The organism is Burkholderia sp. A2 (genome assembly GCF_001729305.1).
Taxonomy (GTDB): domain Bacteria; phylum Pseudomonadota; class Gammaproteobacteria; order Burkholderiales; family Burkholderiaceae; genus Burkholderia; species Burkholderia sola.
On record NZ_LZXX01000106.1, the window covers coordinates 114,951 to 130,291 of the forward strand.

The 15,341-nt window shown below is 68.6% G+C and carries 13 protein-coding genes; 10 read left to right on the forward strand and 3 right to left on the reverse strand.

Annotated features, from left to right (window positions below; genetic code table 11):
- Positions 1-5: 5 nt before the first annotated feature.
- From A9Z05_RS23490 to A9Z05_RS23525, 8 genes are all read left to right on the forward strand, one after another.
- On the forward strand, positions 6-1,202 hold the full coding sequence (locus tag A9Z05_RS23490) for an acyl-CoA dehydrogenase family protein (protein ID WP_069620219.1): 1,197 nt from the start codon (positions 6-8) through the stop codon (positions 1,200-1,202).
- Between the two features lie 13 nt (positions 1,203-1,215).
- Positions 1,216-2,361 (forward strand): acyl-CoA dehydrogenase family protein, encoded by a 1,146-nt coding sequence (locus A9Z05_RS23495; RefSeq protein WP_069620220.1) that lies wholly within the window; start codon positions 1,216-1,218, stop codon positions 2,359-2,361.
- Between the two features lie 30 nt (positions 2,362-2,391).
- Complete coding sequence (locus A9Z05_RS23500) at positions 2,392-3,597, forward strand: CaiB/BaiF CoA-transferase family protein (RefSeq protein WP_069620221.1); 1,206 nt, start codon at positions 2,392-2,394, stop codon at positions 3,595-3,597.
- Between the two features lie 95 nt (positions 3,598-3,692).
- Positions 3,693-3,998: a DUF485 domain-containing protein gene (locus A9Z05_RS23505; protein WP_069620222.1), complete on the forward strand. Its 306-nt coding sequence runs from the start codon at positions 3,693-3,695 to the stop codon at positions 3,996-3,998.
- Positions 3,999-4,009: 11 nt separating this feature from the next.
- Entirely contained in the window at positions 4,010-5,704 is a 1,695-nt protein-coding gene (locus A9Z05_RS23510; RefSeq protein ID WP_069620223.1) for a cation acetate symporter, read from the forward strand.
- 357 nt (positions 5,705-6,061) lie between these two features.
- Entirely contained in the window at positions 6,062-7,354 is a 1,293-nt protein-coding gene (locus A9Z05_RS23515) for a dicarboxylate/amino acid:cation symporter (RefSeq protein WP_069620224.1), read from the forward strand.
- A 4-nt stretch (positions 7,355-7,358) separates the two neighbouring features.
- Positions 7,359-9,368: an ATP-binding protein gene (locus A9Z05_RS23520; RefSeq protein WP_069620225.1), complete on the forward strand. Its 2,010-nt coding sequence runs from the start codon at positions 7,359-7,361 to the stop codon at positions 9,366-9,368.
- An 80-nt stretch (positions 9,369-9,448) separates the two neighbouring features.
- Complete coding sequence (locus A9Z05_RS23525; protein WP_069620226.1) at positions 9,449-10,801, forward strand: sigma-54 dependent transcriptional regulator; 1,353 nt, start codon at positions 9,449-9,451, stop codon at positions 10,799-10,801.
- Positions 10,802-10,880: 79 nt separating this feature from the next.
- On the opposite strand, the gene A9Z05_RS23530 is transcribed toward A9Z05_RS23525, so the two are convergent.
- The gene (locus tag A9Z05_RS23530) at positions 10,881-11,417 is read right to left on the reverse strand and encodes a peroxiredoxin (protein ID WP_069620227.1); all 537 of its coding nucleotides are present in this window, start codon (positions 11,415-11,417) and stop codon (positions 10,881-10,883) included.
- A gap of 169 nt (positions 11,418-11,586) precedes the next feature.
- On the opposite strand from A9Z05_RS23530, the gene A9Z05_RS23535 reads away from it, so the two are divergent.
- Entirely contained in the window at positions 11,587-12,159 is a 573-nt protein-coding gene (locus tag A9Z05_RS23535) for a hypothetical protein (protein ID WP_069620228.1), read from the forward strand.
- A gap of 333 nt (positions 12,160-12,492) precedes the next feature.
- Here A9Z05_RS23535 and A9Z05_RS23540 read toward each other — a convergent pair whose 3' ends face one another.
- The gene (locus tag A9Z05_RS23540) at positions 12,493-14,097 is read right to left on the reverse strand and encodes a YifB family Mg chelatase-like AAA ATPase (protein WP_069620229.1); all 1,605 of its coding nucleotides are present in this window, start codon (positions 14,095-14,097) and stop codon (positions 12,493-12,495) included.
- A gap of 264 nt (positions 14,098-14,361) precedes the next feature.
- Positions 14,362-14,613: an accessory factor UbiK family protein gene (locus tag A9Z05_RS23545; protein ID WP_006489451.1), complete on the reverse strand. Its 252-nt coding sequence runs from the start codon at positions 14,611-14,613 to the stop codon at positions 14,362-14,364.
- 356 nt (positions 14,614-14,969) lie between these two features.
- On the opposite strand from A9Z05_RS23545, the gene A9Z05_RS23550 reads away from it, so the two are divergent.
- Positions 14,970-15,308, forward strand: a complete 339-nt coding sequence (locus A9Z05_RS23550) for a P-II family nitrogen regulator (protein ID WP_006398175.1) — start codon at positions 14,970-14,972, stop codon at positions 15,306-15,308.
- Positions 15,309-15,341 lie beyond the last annotated feature (33 nt).

The window sequence follows — 15,341 nt, forward strand, 5'->3', positions numbered from 1 at the left end:
CCACGATGGACCTCGATTTCACTCCCGAAGAGGAAGCGTTCCGCACGGAAGTGCAACGCTTCCTGCAAGCCGAACTGCCCGAGCGCACCGCGCGCAAGGTGAAGGGCGGCCTGCACCTGACGCGCGACGACATGCGCGAATGGCATGCGACACTCAACGCGCGCGGCTGGCTCGCGAGCCACTGGCCGCGCGAATACGGCGGCCCCGGCTGGAGCGTCGCGCAGAAGTTCCTGTTCGACAACGAATGCGCGCTCGCCGGCGCGCCGCGCATCGTGCCGTTCGGCGTGAACATGCTCGGCCCCGTGCTGATCAAGTACGGCAGCGAAGCGCAGAAGCGCCGCTGGCTGCCGCGCATTCTCGACGGTACCGACTGGTGGTGCCAGGGTTATTCGGAGCCGGGCGCCGGCTCCGATCTCGCGGCGGTGAAGACGAGCGCGGTGCGCGATGGCGATCACTACGTCGTGAATGGCCAGAAGACGTGGACCACGCTCGGCCACTACGCGAACATGATCTTCTGCCTCGTGCGTACCGCGACGGACGTACGCAAGCAGGAAGGCATCAGCTTTGTGCTGATCGACATGAACACGCCGGGCGTCGAGGTCCGCCCGATCATCACGCTCGACGGGGAGCACGAGGTGAACGAGGTGTTCTTCACCGACGTGCGCGTGCCGGTGGAAAACCTGGTCGGCGAAGAGAACCGCGGCTGGACCTACGCGAAATACCTGCTCACGTACGAGCGCACCAACATCGCCGGAATCGGCTTCTCGACCGCCGCGCTCGACCGGCTGCGCGCGGTGGCCGCGAAGGTCACGAAGAACGGCCGGCCGCTTGCCGACGATCCGTTCTTCGCCGCGCGGCTCGCCCGTGTCGAGATCGAACTCGAAAACATGCGCACGACCAACCTGCGCGTGCTGGCCGCGGTCGCGGGCGGCGGCGTGCCGGGCGCGGAAAGCTCGATGCTGAAGATCCGCGGCACGCAGATCCGCCAGGAGATCACCGCGCTGATGCGGCGCGCGATGGGGCCGTACGCGCAGCCGTTCGTCGACGACGCGCTCGACGCCGATTACGACGGCGAACCGGTCGGCCCCGACGAAGCCGCGAGCGCCGCGCAGCAGTACTTCAACAACCGCAAGCTGTCGATCTTCGGCGGCTCGAACGAGATCCAGAAGAACATCATCGCGAAGATGATGCTCGGGCTGTAAGAGGGACGCGACGATGGATTTCCAGCACACAGAAGACCGCCGGATGCTGGCGGACACGTTGAACCGCTTCATCGCCGAACAGTACGCGTTCCCGGTGCGCGACCGCATCGCGCAGTCGGCCGAAGGCTTCGACCGCGCGATGTGGCGGCGCTTCGCCGAACTCGGCACGGTCGGCGTGCTGTTCGCCGAAGCCGACGGCGGCTTCGGCGGCGCGGGCTTCGACATCGCCGTGGTGTTCGAATGCCTCGGGCGCGGGCTCGTCGTCGAGCCGTTCCTCGGCGCGCTGCTCGCGGGCCGGGCGCTCGCGCTCGCCGGCGGCGATGCGCATCGCGACCGGCTCGCCGCGCTGATCGACGGCAGCGCGAGCGCCGCGTTCGCGCACGACGAACCGGGCTCGCATTACGAACTGACGACGGTGCGCACGCGCGCCGAACGTTCGGGCGACGGCTGGGTGCTGACGGGCGCGAAGGGCGTCGTCGACCAGGCCGCGCAGGCGGCGTTCTTCGTCGTCAGTGCGCGCGTGTCGGGCAACGACGACGACGCGGCCGGCATCGGCCTGTTCGTCGTGCCGGCCGATGCGCCGGGCGTGTCGCTGCGCGATTACAGGAAGATCGACGGCGGCCGCGCGGCCGAAGTGCGCTTCGAGCGCGTCGCGCTGCCGGGCGATGCCGCGCTCGGCGCGCCGGATGCGCACGACGGCGAAGCGGGCGCTGCGCTGCTCGAACGCGTGCTCGGCTACGGGCTGCTCGCGCTGTCGGCGGAAGCGCTCGGCGCGATGGACGTCGCAAAGGCGCACACGCTCGACTATCTGCGCACGCGCAAGCAGTTCGGGTTGCCGCTCGGCAGCTTCCAGGCGCTGCAGCACCGGATGGCCGACCTGCTGCTCGAAGTCGAGCAGGCGCGCTCGGCGGTGATCAACGCGGCCGCGCAGCTCGATGCGCCGCGCGCGGTGCGCGAGCGCGCGCTCGCGGCGGCGAAATACACCATCGGCCGGATCGGCACGCTGGTCGCCGAGGAGAGCATCCAGCTGCACGGCGGGATCGGGATGACGTGGGAGTTGCCGCTGTCGCATTACGCGAAGCGGCTCGTGATGATCGATCACCAGCTCGGCGACGAGGATCACCATCTCGCGCGCTACATCGCGCTGTCGAAACAATAAAGTCGAACGACGCGAATGGAGGAGACAAGGATGACGAACGAATCGTGCGCGTTGCCGCTCGCCGGCGTGAAGGTGCTCGATTTCTCGCGCGTGCTCGCGGGCCCGTGGTGCGCGATGGTGCTTGCCGATTTCGGCGCGGAAGTGATCAAGGTCGAGCATCCGGCGCGCGGCGACGATACGCGCGACTGGGGGCTGCGGATCGGCGACACCGAGACCACCTATTTCAACAGCGTGAATCGCAGCAAGCGGTCGATCTGCGTCGACCTGCAGACGGAAGCCGGCCAGCGCATCGCGCGCGAGCTGGCCGCGCAGGCCGACGTGGTGCTCCACAACTTCAAGTGCGGCGGCGCGGAGAAGCTCGGGCTCGGCTACGACGCGCTGGCCGAACTGAATCCGCGGCTCGTGCATTGCGCGATCTCCGGCTACGACCGCTCGGGCCCGGAGGCCGCGCGGCCCGGCTACGACCTCGTCGTCCAAGGCGAAGCAGGGCTGATGGCGCTGAATGGCGAGGCCGGCCAGCCGCCGTTGAAATTCGGCGTCGCGGCGGTCGACCTGTTCACCGGCATGTATTCGGCGCAGGCGATCCTCGCCGCGTTGTACGAGCGCCAGGCGACCGGGCGTGGGCGGCGCATCGAGATGGCGCTGTTCGACTGCGGGCTGATGATCACCGCGTACTACGGGCTCGACGCGCTGCTGATGGGCGAGGACCCGCCGCGCTACGGCAACGCGCATCCGTCGATCGTGCCGTACGGCGTGTTCGACGCGGCCGACGGCCCGCTCGTGATCACGGTCGGCAACAACACGCAGTTCGCACGCTTTTGCGACGCGATCGGGCGGCCCGATCTCGCGGCCGACGAACGCTACAGGACCAACCTCGGCCGCTCGGAGAATCGCGCCGACCTGCTGCCCGAGATTCGTCGCGAACTCGCGCGCCGGTCGCGCGCGACGCTGCTGGCGGCGCTCGCCGATGCGGGCATTCCGTGCGGCGAAGTGCTCGGATTGCACGAAGCGCTGACGTCCGAACGCGCGACCCGCGCCGGGCTCGTCACGCGGCAGCCGCATCCGGTCGCGGGCGGCGTCGACGTGCTCGCGCCGCCGTACCGCTTCGACGGCGCGCGGCTGCCGGTGCGCGGCGCGCCGCCGGTGCTCGGCGCCGATACGGCGGCGGTGCTCGGTGGCTGGCTCGGGATGTCGGCGGAGGACGTCGCGCGGCTGCGGGCGGATCGCGTCGTGTAGATCGCTTGTTCCGCCGCGGCGCGGGCGGTGAGTCGACGCGCGCCGACCATTCCACACTACATCGCTCGCCATGACGAGCCGGAAATGGAGACACCATGGAGCTTTCCGTCATCGAATCGGTCACGGCGCGCCGCGACTACCAGCAACTCGTGCGGGCGCGGCGCCGCTTCAGCTTCACGCTGACCGCGCTGATGATCGCCACGTACTACGGCTTCATCCTGCTCGTCGCGCTCGCGCCGCACGTGCTCGCCGCGCCGCTGTACCGCGGCGCGACAACGACGGTCGGGATCGCCGCGGGCGTCGCGATCATCCTGGTCGCGATCGGCCTGACCGCGTGCTACGTGCTGCGCGCGAACCGTGCGTTCGACCGCCGCGTCGACGCGATCCTGCAACGTCCGTGACGGAGCCCGACATGCGATTCATTTCGAGCGCGCCCGGCGCGCTGGGCATCCTCGTTTCCGTCGTTTCCTCCACCGCCCATGCGACCGGCGTCGCCGGCCCGATGCCCGACAAGGTCGAGCTGAACCCGGTCGCGATCGGGATGTTCTTCGCGTTCGTGTTCGCGACGCTCGCGCTCACCCGCTGGGCCGCGCGCCGCACGCGCTCGACGCGCGACTTCTATACGGCCGGCGGCGGCATCACCGGGTTGCAGAACGGGCTCGCGATCGCCGGCGACTACATGTCGGCCGCATCGTTCCTCGGGCTGTCCGGCATGGTGTTCATGTTCGGCTTCGACGGGCTGATCTACTCGATCGGCTTCCTGGTCGGCTGGCCGTTCGTGATGTTCCTGATCGCCGAACCGCTGCGCAACCTCGGCAAGTTCACGTTCGTCGACGTCGTCGCGTACCGCTTCGCGCAGCGGCCGATCCGGCTGCTGACCTCGGCGAACGCGCTGACGATCGTCGTGCTGTACCTCGTCGTGCAGATGGTCGGCGCGGGCAAGCTGATCCAGCTGCTGTTCGGGCTGTCGTACGGCACGGCCGAGCTGATCGTCGGCGTGCTGATGGTCGTCTACGTGTTCTTCGGCGGGATGACCGCGACCACCTGGGTGCAGGTGATCAAGGCCGTGCTGCTGCTCGCCGGCGCGACGCTGCTCGCGTGGCTCGCGCTCGGCGAATTCGGCTTCAGCATCGACGCGATGTTCCGCCGCGCGGTGGCCGTGCATCCGGGCGCGCTGTCGATCATGGGGCCCGGCAAGCTGATCCGCGATCCGGCCAACGCGCTGTCGCTCGGCATCGCGCTGATGTTCGGCACGGCCGGCTTCCCGCACATCCTGATGCGTTTCTTCACGGTGCCGAACGCGAAGGAGGCGCGCAAGTCGGTGCTCTACGCGACGGGCTTCATCGGCTACTTCTACCTGCTGACCTTCGTGATCGGCTTCTCGGCGATCGTGCTGCTCGCGCAGCATCCGGAATTCTTCCGGCTCGGCGCGAACGGCACGTTCAACCTGACGCACGACCTGCTCGGCGGCTCGAACATGGTCGCGGTGAAGCTCGCGCAGGCGGTGGGCGGCAACTGGTTCTACGGTTTCATCGCGGCGGTCACGTTCGCGACGATCCTCGCGGTGGTCGCGGGCCTGACGCTCGCCGGCGCGACGACGATCTCGCACGACCTGTATGCGCAGATGTGGGCGCGCGGCAAGCCCGACGAACGGCTCGAGATGCGCATCTCGCGCGCCGCGACGATCGGGCTGTCGGCCGTCGCGATCGCGCTGTCGATCCTGTTCGAGCACGTGAACGTCGCGTTCATGGTCGGGCTCGTCGCGGCGGTGGCCGCGAGCGCCAATTTCCCGGTGCTCGCGATGTCGATCTTCTGGCGCGGGATGACCACGCGCGGCGCGGTGCTCGGCGGCGGTCTCGGCCTCGTGTCGGCGGTCGCGCTCACGGTGCTGTCGAAGTCGGTGTGGGTCGACGTGCTGCACCACGCGCATGCGGCGGTCTTCCTCGACAACCCGGCGCTCGTGTCGGTGCCGCTCGCGTTCGTGGGGATCGTGGTCGGCTCGCTCGCGGATCGCGGCGAGCGCGCCCGCCGCGAGCGCGATGCGTTCGCGCAGCAGGAGTTCTACGCGCAGACGGGCGTGCTGGCCAGCCGGGCCGTGCAGCACTGATTCGTCCGATGAAACGATGCGTCCGTCCGGATCGCCGGACGGATATTTTCCGGAAATCCGGAATCCCGGATTTCCTTGCCTGCCGCATTATGAGAAATACAATGAAAACAACGGCTTGAGGGGTTCCGGAAACCTGGCATCGACCTTGCGATATAAAACGCACGGCCATCCCCCCGGCCGAACTACTACAGCAAGCAAGGAGACAACCGATGACCGCTGCCTTCCTCCCCCTCCGGACGTCCTGAGGCATCGCTTGTTGCGGCACGGCAGCCGCGCGGGCGAATGCCTTTCCCCTGAGACATTCGCCTGCGCGCGTGACGCCGTTTCCACGGCTCATCTACTTCAGCAGGAACCATCGTGAAGAAGAAACCCTTCTACAAAGTGCTCTATGTGCAGGTGATTTTCGCCATCATCGTCGGCGTGATCCTCGGCCACTTCTACCCGTCGATCGCCACCGACATGAAGCCGCTCGGCGACGGCTTCATCAAGCTGATCAAGATGGTGATCGGGCCGATCATCTTCTGTACGGTCGTCACCGGCATCGCCGGCATGGAGGACATGAAGAAGGTCGGCCGCGTCGGCGGCAAGGCGCTGCTGTATTTCGAGATCGTGTCGACCTTCGCGCTGCTGCTCGGCCTCGCGGCCACGCACCTGCTGCGCCCGGGCGTCGGCTTCAACATCGATCCGGCGACGCTCGACGGCAAGGCCGTCGCGTCGTACGCGGCGAAGGCGCACGGGCAGTCGACGGTCGACTTCCTGATGCACATCATCCCGAACACGATGGTCGATGCGTTCGCGCAGGGTGAAATCCTGCAGATCCTGCTGATCGCGCTGCTGTTCGGCAGCGTGCTCGCGCACCTCGGCGAGCGCGGCAAGGTCGTGACCGACTTCATCGACGGCTTGACGCGCGTGCTGTTCGGCATCGTGCACATCGTCACGAAGCTGGCCCCGATCGGCGCGTTCGGCGCGATGGCGTTCACGATCGGCAAGTACGGCGTCGGCTCGCTGGTGCCGCTGCTCAAGCTGATCGGCACGTTCTATCTGACGTCGGTCGTGTTCGTGCTGGTCGTGCTCGGCGCGATCGCGCGCTTCACCGGCTTCTCGATCATCCGCTTCGTGTCGTACATCAAGGAAGAGCTGCTGATCGTGCTCGGCACGAGCTCGTCGGAAGCCGCGCTGCCGCAGCTGATGGAAAAGCTCGAGAAGGCCGGCTGCTCGCGTTCGGTCGTCGGCCTCGTCGTGCCGACCGGCTATTCGTTCAACCTCGACGGCACCAACATCTACATGACGATGGCCGTGCTGTTCATCGCGCAGGCGACCAACATCGAGTTGACGTGGATGCAGCAGCTCACGCTGCTGGCCGTCGCGATGCTCACGTCGAAGGGCGCGAGCGGCGTGACCGGCGCGGGCTTCATCACGCTCGCCGCGACGCTGGCCGTCGTGCCGACGATCCCGCTGTCGGGCATGGTGCTGATCCTCGGCATCGACCGCTTCATGAGCGAATGCCGTGCGCTGACCAACATCGTCGGCAACGGCGTGGCGACCGTCGTCGTGTCGGCATGGGAGAAGGAACTCGACCGCAACAAGCTGCGCCAGGCGCTGAAGGGCGGCGGCGAAGTCGCGCCGACCGAGAAGACGGCCGGCGTCTGACTCGATGAGCGAGCAGGCGGCGGCACGGCCGGCCGGCCGTGCGACCCGCGGCGGCCGGGGCATCGACGAGCAGGCCTATGACACAATAGGCGATCCGCATCGCCAGGAAGCCTCGACCGTGACGCGCCGCCTGCTCATCCTCGTCGTGCTTGCCGCCGCGCTCGTCGCGGCGTGCGCGCTCACGTGGACGGTCACCTGGCAGCGCGGCGTCGCCGAACTGCAGCGCAATGCCGCGGTGCGCGTCGACCGCACCACCAACGCGCTCAAGAGCACGCTCGACCGCTACGAATCGCTGCCTTATCTGCTCGGCAGCCATCCGTACGTGCAGGATCTGCTCGCCGAGCCGAAGCGCGGCGACTACACCGCCCGCGTCAACCGCTATCTCGAAGACCTCAACGAGCACGCGCACGCGACCGTCACCTACGTGATCGGCGCGGACGGCCTGTGCGTCGCCGCCAGCAACTGGCGCGCGCCCGACAGCTTCGTCGGCATCGAATACCGGTTCCGCCCGTATTTCCTCGATGCGATGAACGGCCGGGTCGGCCGCTTCTTCGGGATCGGCACGATCTCGCGCGATCCCGGCTACTACATCTCGCAACCCGTGTGGCACGACGGCAAGATCGCGGGCGTCGTCGTCGTGAAGCTCAACCTCGAATGGTTCCAGGGCGCCGATGCGTCCGAGCCGCTCGTTGTCGTGGACGATCACGGCGTCGTGTTCCTGTCGTCCGTGCCCGCGTGGAAGTACCACACGCTGCGCCCGCTCACGGGCCCGGTCGCCGCGTCGATCTACGAAACACGCCAGTACGCGCGGCAACCGGTCACGCCGCTGCCGCTGCGCGTCGAGCAGACGCTCGGCGCCGATGCGGAAATCGTGCGCCTGGGCGCCGGCCGGCGCGCGCCGCGCTTTCTCGCCAGCAAGCGGCGGATCGGCGAGCCCGACTGGCAGCTCGTCACGCTCGCGCCGATCGCGCCGATCGATGCCGATGCGCGCAACGCGACGATCGTCACCGGCTTCGGCTTCGTGTCGGTCGCGCTGCTCGCGTTCTACTGGCGGATGCGCCGTGCCCGCGTGCGCGAGATGATCCGCGGCCGCGCGCTGCTGCAACAGGCGTACGCGGAGCTGAACCGGCGCGTCGAGGAGCGTACGGCCGATTTGTCTGAAGCGAACGAGCAGTTGCAGAAGGAGGTCGGCGACCGGATCCGCGCGGAGCAGGAGCTGCGCGCCGCGCACGACGAACTGATCCAGGCGAGCAAGCTCGCCGCGCTCGGCCAGATGGCGGCCGGCATCACGCATGAACTGAACCAGCCGCTCGCGGCGCTGCGCAGCTTCTCCGACAACACGCGCGTGCTGCTCGATCGCGGCGAGCAGGCGGCCGCGCGCGAGAATCTCGAGGCGATCGCCGCGCTCACCGAACGGATGGGCAAGATCACGAACCAGCTGAAGCTGTTCGTCGGCCGCGCGAAGCCGCGCAACGAGCAGGCGCTCGTCGTGCGTGCGCTGCGCAGCGTGCTGTCGCTGCTCGACGAACGCCTGCGCGGCGTCGCGCTCACGCTGACGCTGCAGGACGCGACCGTCTCGCCCGCGCTGGACGCGCCGCTCGATCTGGCGCGAGACTATCCGGAACTCGTCGCGCGCTGCGAGGACCTGCGCCTCGAACAGGTGCTGATCAACCTGCTCGGCAACGCGCTCGATGCGGTGGCCGGCGTCGCGGCGCCGGCCATCGAGGTGACGATCGCGGTGTCGGTCGCGACGCTCGCGGTCGAGGTGCGCGACAACGGCTCCGGCATCGCGCCCGATCTGCTGCCGCGCCTGTTCGAGCCGTTCTTCACGACCAAGGAAATGGGGCGCGGGCTCGGGCTCGGCCTCGCGATCTCGTCGTCGATCGCGAGCGACGCGGGCGGCGCGCTGACCGCACGCAACGCCCCGTCGGGCGGCGCGCTGTTCGTCTTGACGCTGCGGCGCGCCCGCACGCATCATCCGGACTCCGTGTCCGAGCCGGCGGGCTCGCACTAGCGTGAGCAGGCCCGGTCGGCGAACGACCGGCATCAACGAGAGCCGCGCGCGCCGCGGTCTGTCAGGAGCAAGTGACCAAGATGGCCAACCGGCTGCAAGTGATCTATATCGAAGACGATGCGCTCGTGCGCCGGGCGAGCGTGCAGAGCCTTCAACTGGCGGGCTTCGACGTCGCCGGGTTCGAATCGGCCGAGGCGGCCGAGAAGGCGATCGTCGCGGAGACCGCCGGCGCGATCGTCAGCGACATCCGGCTGCCCGGCGCGAGCGGGCTCGACGTGCTCGCCCAGTGCCGCGAGCGCGTGCCGGACGTGCCGGTGATCCTCGTCACCGGGCACGGCGACATCTCGATGGCCGTGCAGGCGATGCGCGACGGCGCGTACGACTTCATCGAAAAGCCGTTCGCGGCGGAGCGCCTGATCGAGACGGTGCGCCGCGCGCTCGAGCGCCGCGAGCTCGTGCTCGAGAACCACGCGCTGCGGCGCGAGCTGGCCGGACAGAACGTCGTCGCGCCGCGCATCATCGGCCGGAGCCCCGCGATCGAGCAGGTGCGAAAATTGATCGCGAACGTCGCGCCGACCGACGCGTCGGTGCTGATCAACGGCGACACGGGCGCCGGCAAGGAGCTGATCGCGCGCAGCCTGCACGAGCTGTCGCCGCGCCACGACAAGCCGTTCATCGCGGTGAATTGCGGCGCGCTGCCCGAGCCGATGTTCGAATCGGAGATGTTCGGCTACGAGCCCGGTGCGTTCACCGGCGCCGCGAAGCGGCGCGTCGGCAAGCTCGAATACGCGTCCGGCGGCACGCTGTTCCTCGACGAAATCGAAAGCATGCCGCTCGCGCTGCAGGTGAAGCTGCTGCGCGTGCTGCAGGACGGCGTGCTCGAGCGGCTCGGCTCGAACCAGCCGATCCGCGTGAACTGCCGCGTGGTCGCGGCCGCGAAAGGCGACATGAGCGAGCTCGTCGCGGCCGGCACGTTCCGGCGCGACCTGCTGTACCGGCTCAACGTCGTGACGATCGCGCTGCCGCCGCTCGCCGAGCGCCGCGAGGACATCGTGCCGCTGTTCGAGCATTTCATGCTCGATGCGGCCGTGCGCTACGGGCGGCCCGCGCCGGTGCTGACCGACCGGCAGCGCGCGAGCCTGATGCAGCGCGACTGGCCGGGCAACGTGCGCGAGCTGCGCAACGCGGCCGACCGCTTCGTGCTCGGCGTGGCCGACATGCCGCAGGAAACGGGCGCGGGCGACGACGCCGACAACGACCAGACGCTGAAGGAGCGCATCGAGCAGTTCGAGCGCGCGGTGATCGCCGAGGCGCTGAACCAGACGGGCGGCGCGGTCGCGGCGACGGCCGACCGGCTGCATGTGGGCAAGGCGACGCTGTACGAGAAGATGAAGCGCTACGGGCTGTCGGCCAAAGGCGAAACCGAGCGCTGAAAAGCAAACGGACCGCAGTGCGGTCCGTTTCGCGGAGCAGGGCGCGGCGTGCGGCCCTTCTAGCGGGATCCGGCGGCGCTCAGGCCGCGTTGCCGTCGAGCGCCTTCTTGAGCAGCGCGTCGAGTTCCGCGAATTGCGGCGCGCCGACGTAGCGCTTCAGGATCTTGCCGTCCTTGTCGACGACGAAGGTCGTCGGCGTGAGCTGCACGTTGCCGAACTGCTTCGCGACGCTGCCGTCGTCGAGCGCGACCTTGAACGGCAACTGGCGCGTCTGCGCGTAGTTCGCGACGTACATCGGCGGATCGTAGTTCATCGCGACCGCGACGAATTCGAGCCCCTGCCCCTTGAAGCGATTGTAGGTATCGACCATCTGCGGCATTTCCTGCATGCAGGTCGCGCAGCTCGTCGCCCAGAAGTTCACGAGATAGACCTTGCCCTTCAGGTCGCCGGCGGTCGAGACTTTCTGGCCCGACAGCAGCGTGAAGGTCGCGTCCGGCACGCTGGACTTGCCGTTGAACGCGAAGAAGCCGGCGACGGCGATCGCCGCGACGACGGCGGCCGCGACGAGGTAGCGGACGGGGCCGGTGCTGCGGCGGGCGGGAGGCGTGGTGTTCATCTGGTGCTCTCGGAGTCGATGACGCGGATCGATGCAAAGGACGTCGAAATCGACGTCGAAATTCGGCGCTCATTTTAGCGCGAATGCGGCGTATGCATCGGCCGCCGCCGCGCATCCCCGATTTCAGGTTCGGCGGATAATGCCCGTTTTGCCTGCCGCGATCCACGCCATGCCGAAGGATGTCACCGATTCGTTGCGCCCCCTTTTTCGCCCGCTGCGGCACTTCGCCGCGCTGGCCTGCGTGAGCGCGGCGCTGGCCGCGTGCTCGCCGTCGTACGACTGGCGCACGCTGCACAACGACGCCGGCTATACGATCGATCTGCCGGCGAAGCCGACCGTCGAGGAGCAACCGGTGGCGCTCGGCGGTACGTCGATGCCGATGCGGATGCAGGCCGCGCACGTCGACGGCGCGGTATTCGCGGTCGGCACGCTGACGTTGCCCGACGACCGCGACGACACGCGGCGCACGGCGCTCGAATTCCTGCGCGCGGGACTGTCGCGCAACCTCGAAGGCGCGCCGCAGACGGCGTCGGTGCCGGTGCCGCTCGCCGCCGGCGGCGCGGTGAACGGGCTCGAGCTCCGCATCGCGGGCGCGGCCGCCGGCGGCGATCGCGCGCACAAGACGATCGTCGCGCGGCTCGCCGCGCGCGGCCGGCACGCGTACCAGGCTGTCGTGATCGCCGACGGCCCGCTCGCGCAGGAGCAGCTCGACCAGTTTTTCGGCTCGTTCAAACTCGATTGACGACGGCCGGCGAGGGCGCTCGGACACGCCGTGACAACTGAAAGTTCATTCGCAGCTTTCGACGCTAATCGCCGGATTTTGCGAAGGTTTTTCGACTATCCACAGCGCATGTGGATAACTTTGTTGAAAAGTACTGCGTATTGCCCGCGCAGCCGCGCCGGACGGCCTTCCGGCCCGTTTGGTCGCTCGTGTGCCGTTTGAGAAAAATCAATCAAAACAACGGGATACAAATTCCGTCCGGCAAAGGCCACGGGAAGCCGCGACCCGGGGCCGGATTCGTGGAATTGTGTATAAGTCAAGTCTTGACAGCCTGATTTTGTCCTCCCAGCGCGCTCACAGCGCCGTCAGCGCGCGCCGGTAGCGGATCGCCTCGGCGATCTGCGCGGCCGTCGGCAGCGGGTCGCCGGCCAGGTCGGCGATCGTCCGCGCGACTTTCAGCACGCGGAAATACGCGCGCGCCGACCAGCCGAAGCGCTCGCCGGCCTCGCGCAGCAACCGCTCGCCTTCGTCGGTCGGCCGGCACAGGTCGTCGGTTTCGCGGCCGCTCAGCATGTGATTCGTCTTGCCCTGCCGCTCGAGCTGCAGCGCGCGCGCCTGCGCGACCCGGGCGGCCACCGCCGCGCTCGGCTCGCCGGGCGCCGTCGCGCGCGACGTGAGTTCGGCCGGCGACAGCGCGGGCAGGTCGATCTGGATGTCGATGCGGTCGAGCAGCGGCCCCGACAGCTTGCGCAGATAGCGGGCGGCCACGTCCGGCGAGCAGCGGCAGCGGCCGGACGGATCGCCGTGCCAGCCGCACGGGCACGGGTTCATCGCGGCGATCAGCTGGCACGCGGCGGGGAAGTCGGCCTGCTGGGCCGCGCGCGAGATCGTGATGCGGCCGGCTTCGAGCGGCTCGCGCAGCATTTCCAGCACGTGCCGGTCGAATTCCGGCAGCTCGTCGAGAAACAGCACGCCGAGGTGCGCGAGCGTGATTTCGCCCGGCTGCGGCGGATTGCGGCCGCCAACGAGCGCGGCGGCGCTCGACGAGTGATGCGGCGAGCGGAACGGCCGACGGCGCCACTGTGCAGGCGAGAAGCCGAGCCGGCTCGCGGACAGCAGCGCGGCCGAGGTCAGCGCCTCGTCGTCGGTCAGCGGCGGCAATAGCCCGGCGAGGCGCGCGGCCAGCATCGACTTGCCGGCCCCGGGCGGGCCGACCATCAGCATGTGATGGCCGCCCGCGGCGGCGACTTCCAGCGCGCGCCGCGCGCCGCGCTGGCCGACGACGTCCGCGAGATCAGGTGCGGCGGGCGTTGGCAGGCCGTCGAGACAGGGCGCCGCGACCGGCGCGAGCCGGCCGTCCGGCGCATCGGCGAGGTGCGCGCACAGCGCCGGCAGGTCGCGCGCACCGAATACGGTCACGCCCGGTACGAGCGCGGCCTCGGCGGCGCTGTCGAGCGGCAGGTACAGCTCGGGCGGACGCGATGTCGCGACGGAATCGCGCGGTGCGCCGGCATCCAGGCCCGCGTCGCCTGCGGCGCCCGCGCCGGATGTGTCCGCCCGCCAGTCCCGCGCGACGCCGCACGCCATCGCGAACGCGCCGCGCATCGGCCGCAGCGCGCCGGTCAGCGACAGCTCGCCCGCGAATTCGCGGCCGGCCAGCGCGTCGGCGGGGATCTGGCCGTTCGCGGCGAGGATGCCGAGCGCGATGGGCAGGTCGAAGCGGCCGGATTCCTTCGGCAGGTCGGCGGGCGCCAGATTGACTGTGATGCGGCGCACCGGGAATTCGAATCCGCAGTTCTGCAGCGCGGCGCGTACGCGCTCGCGGCTTTCGCGGACTTCGAGATCGGGCAGGCCGACGATCGAGAACGACGGCAACCCGTTGGCGAGATGGACTTCGACGGTGACGTCCGGCGCGCGGCCGGAGGCGGGCGCGCGACTGCGCACCACGGCGAGCGACATGGCGAGGCTCCTGCATGACAGGCGGCGACGGCCGTTCGGGGCCGCATGCCGCGGGAATCGGAGAAATCGGTGCGCGCTTGCCGGCGTGGCGCGGGGAAAGAACGAGGTGTTGCGAACGACGAACAGCGATGGACTGCGAAGAGCGATGGACTGCGAAGAGCGGAGGGTGCTGCGAAGAGCGACGGACGACGAAGAGCGGAGGAAGGTGGCGGGCGCGGGGCGCACGAGGCGGCCCCGCGCCCGGACCTTGCTGCCGGGTGGACGTCAGGCCTGCGGGGCGGCGAGCTTCTGCTCGAGTTCCGCGACGCGCTTTTCGAGTTCCTCGAGGCGCACGCGGGTGCGGGCGAGCACCTGTGCCTGGGTGTCGAATTCCTCGCGCGTGACGAGGTCGAGCTTCGAGAAGCCTTGCGACAGCATGGCCTTCACGTTGCGCTCGACGTCCTTGGCCGGCGAGTTTTTCAGCAAATCGCTGACGCGCGACTGCAGATCGTTGAAAACGTCGCTGGGTTGCTTCATGTGATTCCCCTTCCTTGCACAAAAAATGTGCATCTTCAGTTGCGTACGTGCCCATGATGCACGCATGACCGGAAATGGTGCGCGCGGGGCGCAAATTCCGGGCATGGCGCCCGCATGGGTGAATGGCCCGGCGATCCGGGACGTGCGTGCACTCTAGCAACGATCCTTTCGCCGCGCCAGCAAACCGGCCGATGTTGGCCATTCGGCCGGGCTCTGGCGCCTTACACCGCAAGATATGACCCCGTTCCGGAGCCCTTCGAGACGGTGTTCGGGCAAACATGGCATGCGAGTTGCTGAGAAGAGTCCGTCACAACATTCCAACTCTATTCGACGGGACAACCCAGCGAGAGGACTTCATGAAACTCATTACCGCAATCATCAAGCCGTTCAAGCTCGATGAGACGCGCGAAGCGCTGTCGGCGCTTGGCGTCTCGGGCATCACGGTGACGGAGGTGAAAGGGTTCGGGCGCCAGAAGGGGCATACCGAGCTGTACCGCGGCGCCGAATACGTGGTCGATTTCCTGCCGAAGATGAAGATCGAGGCGGCCGTGTCCGACGATCTCGTGGACCAGGCGGTGGAAGCGATCGAGCGGGCCGCGCGCACGGGCAAGATCGGCGACGGCAAGATCTTCGTCACGCCGATCGAACAAGTGATCCGGATTCGCACCGGGGAGACAGGCGCGGACGCGCTGTAACAGAACAGACAAGACAAGCGACAAGAGGAAACC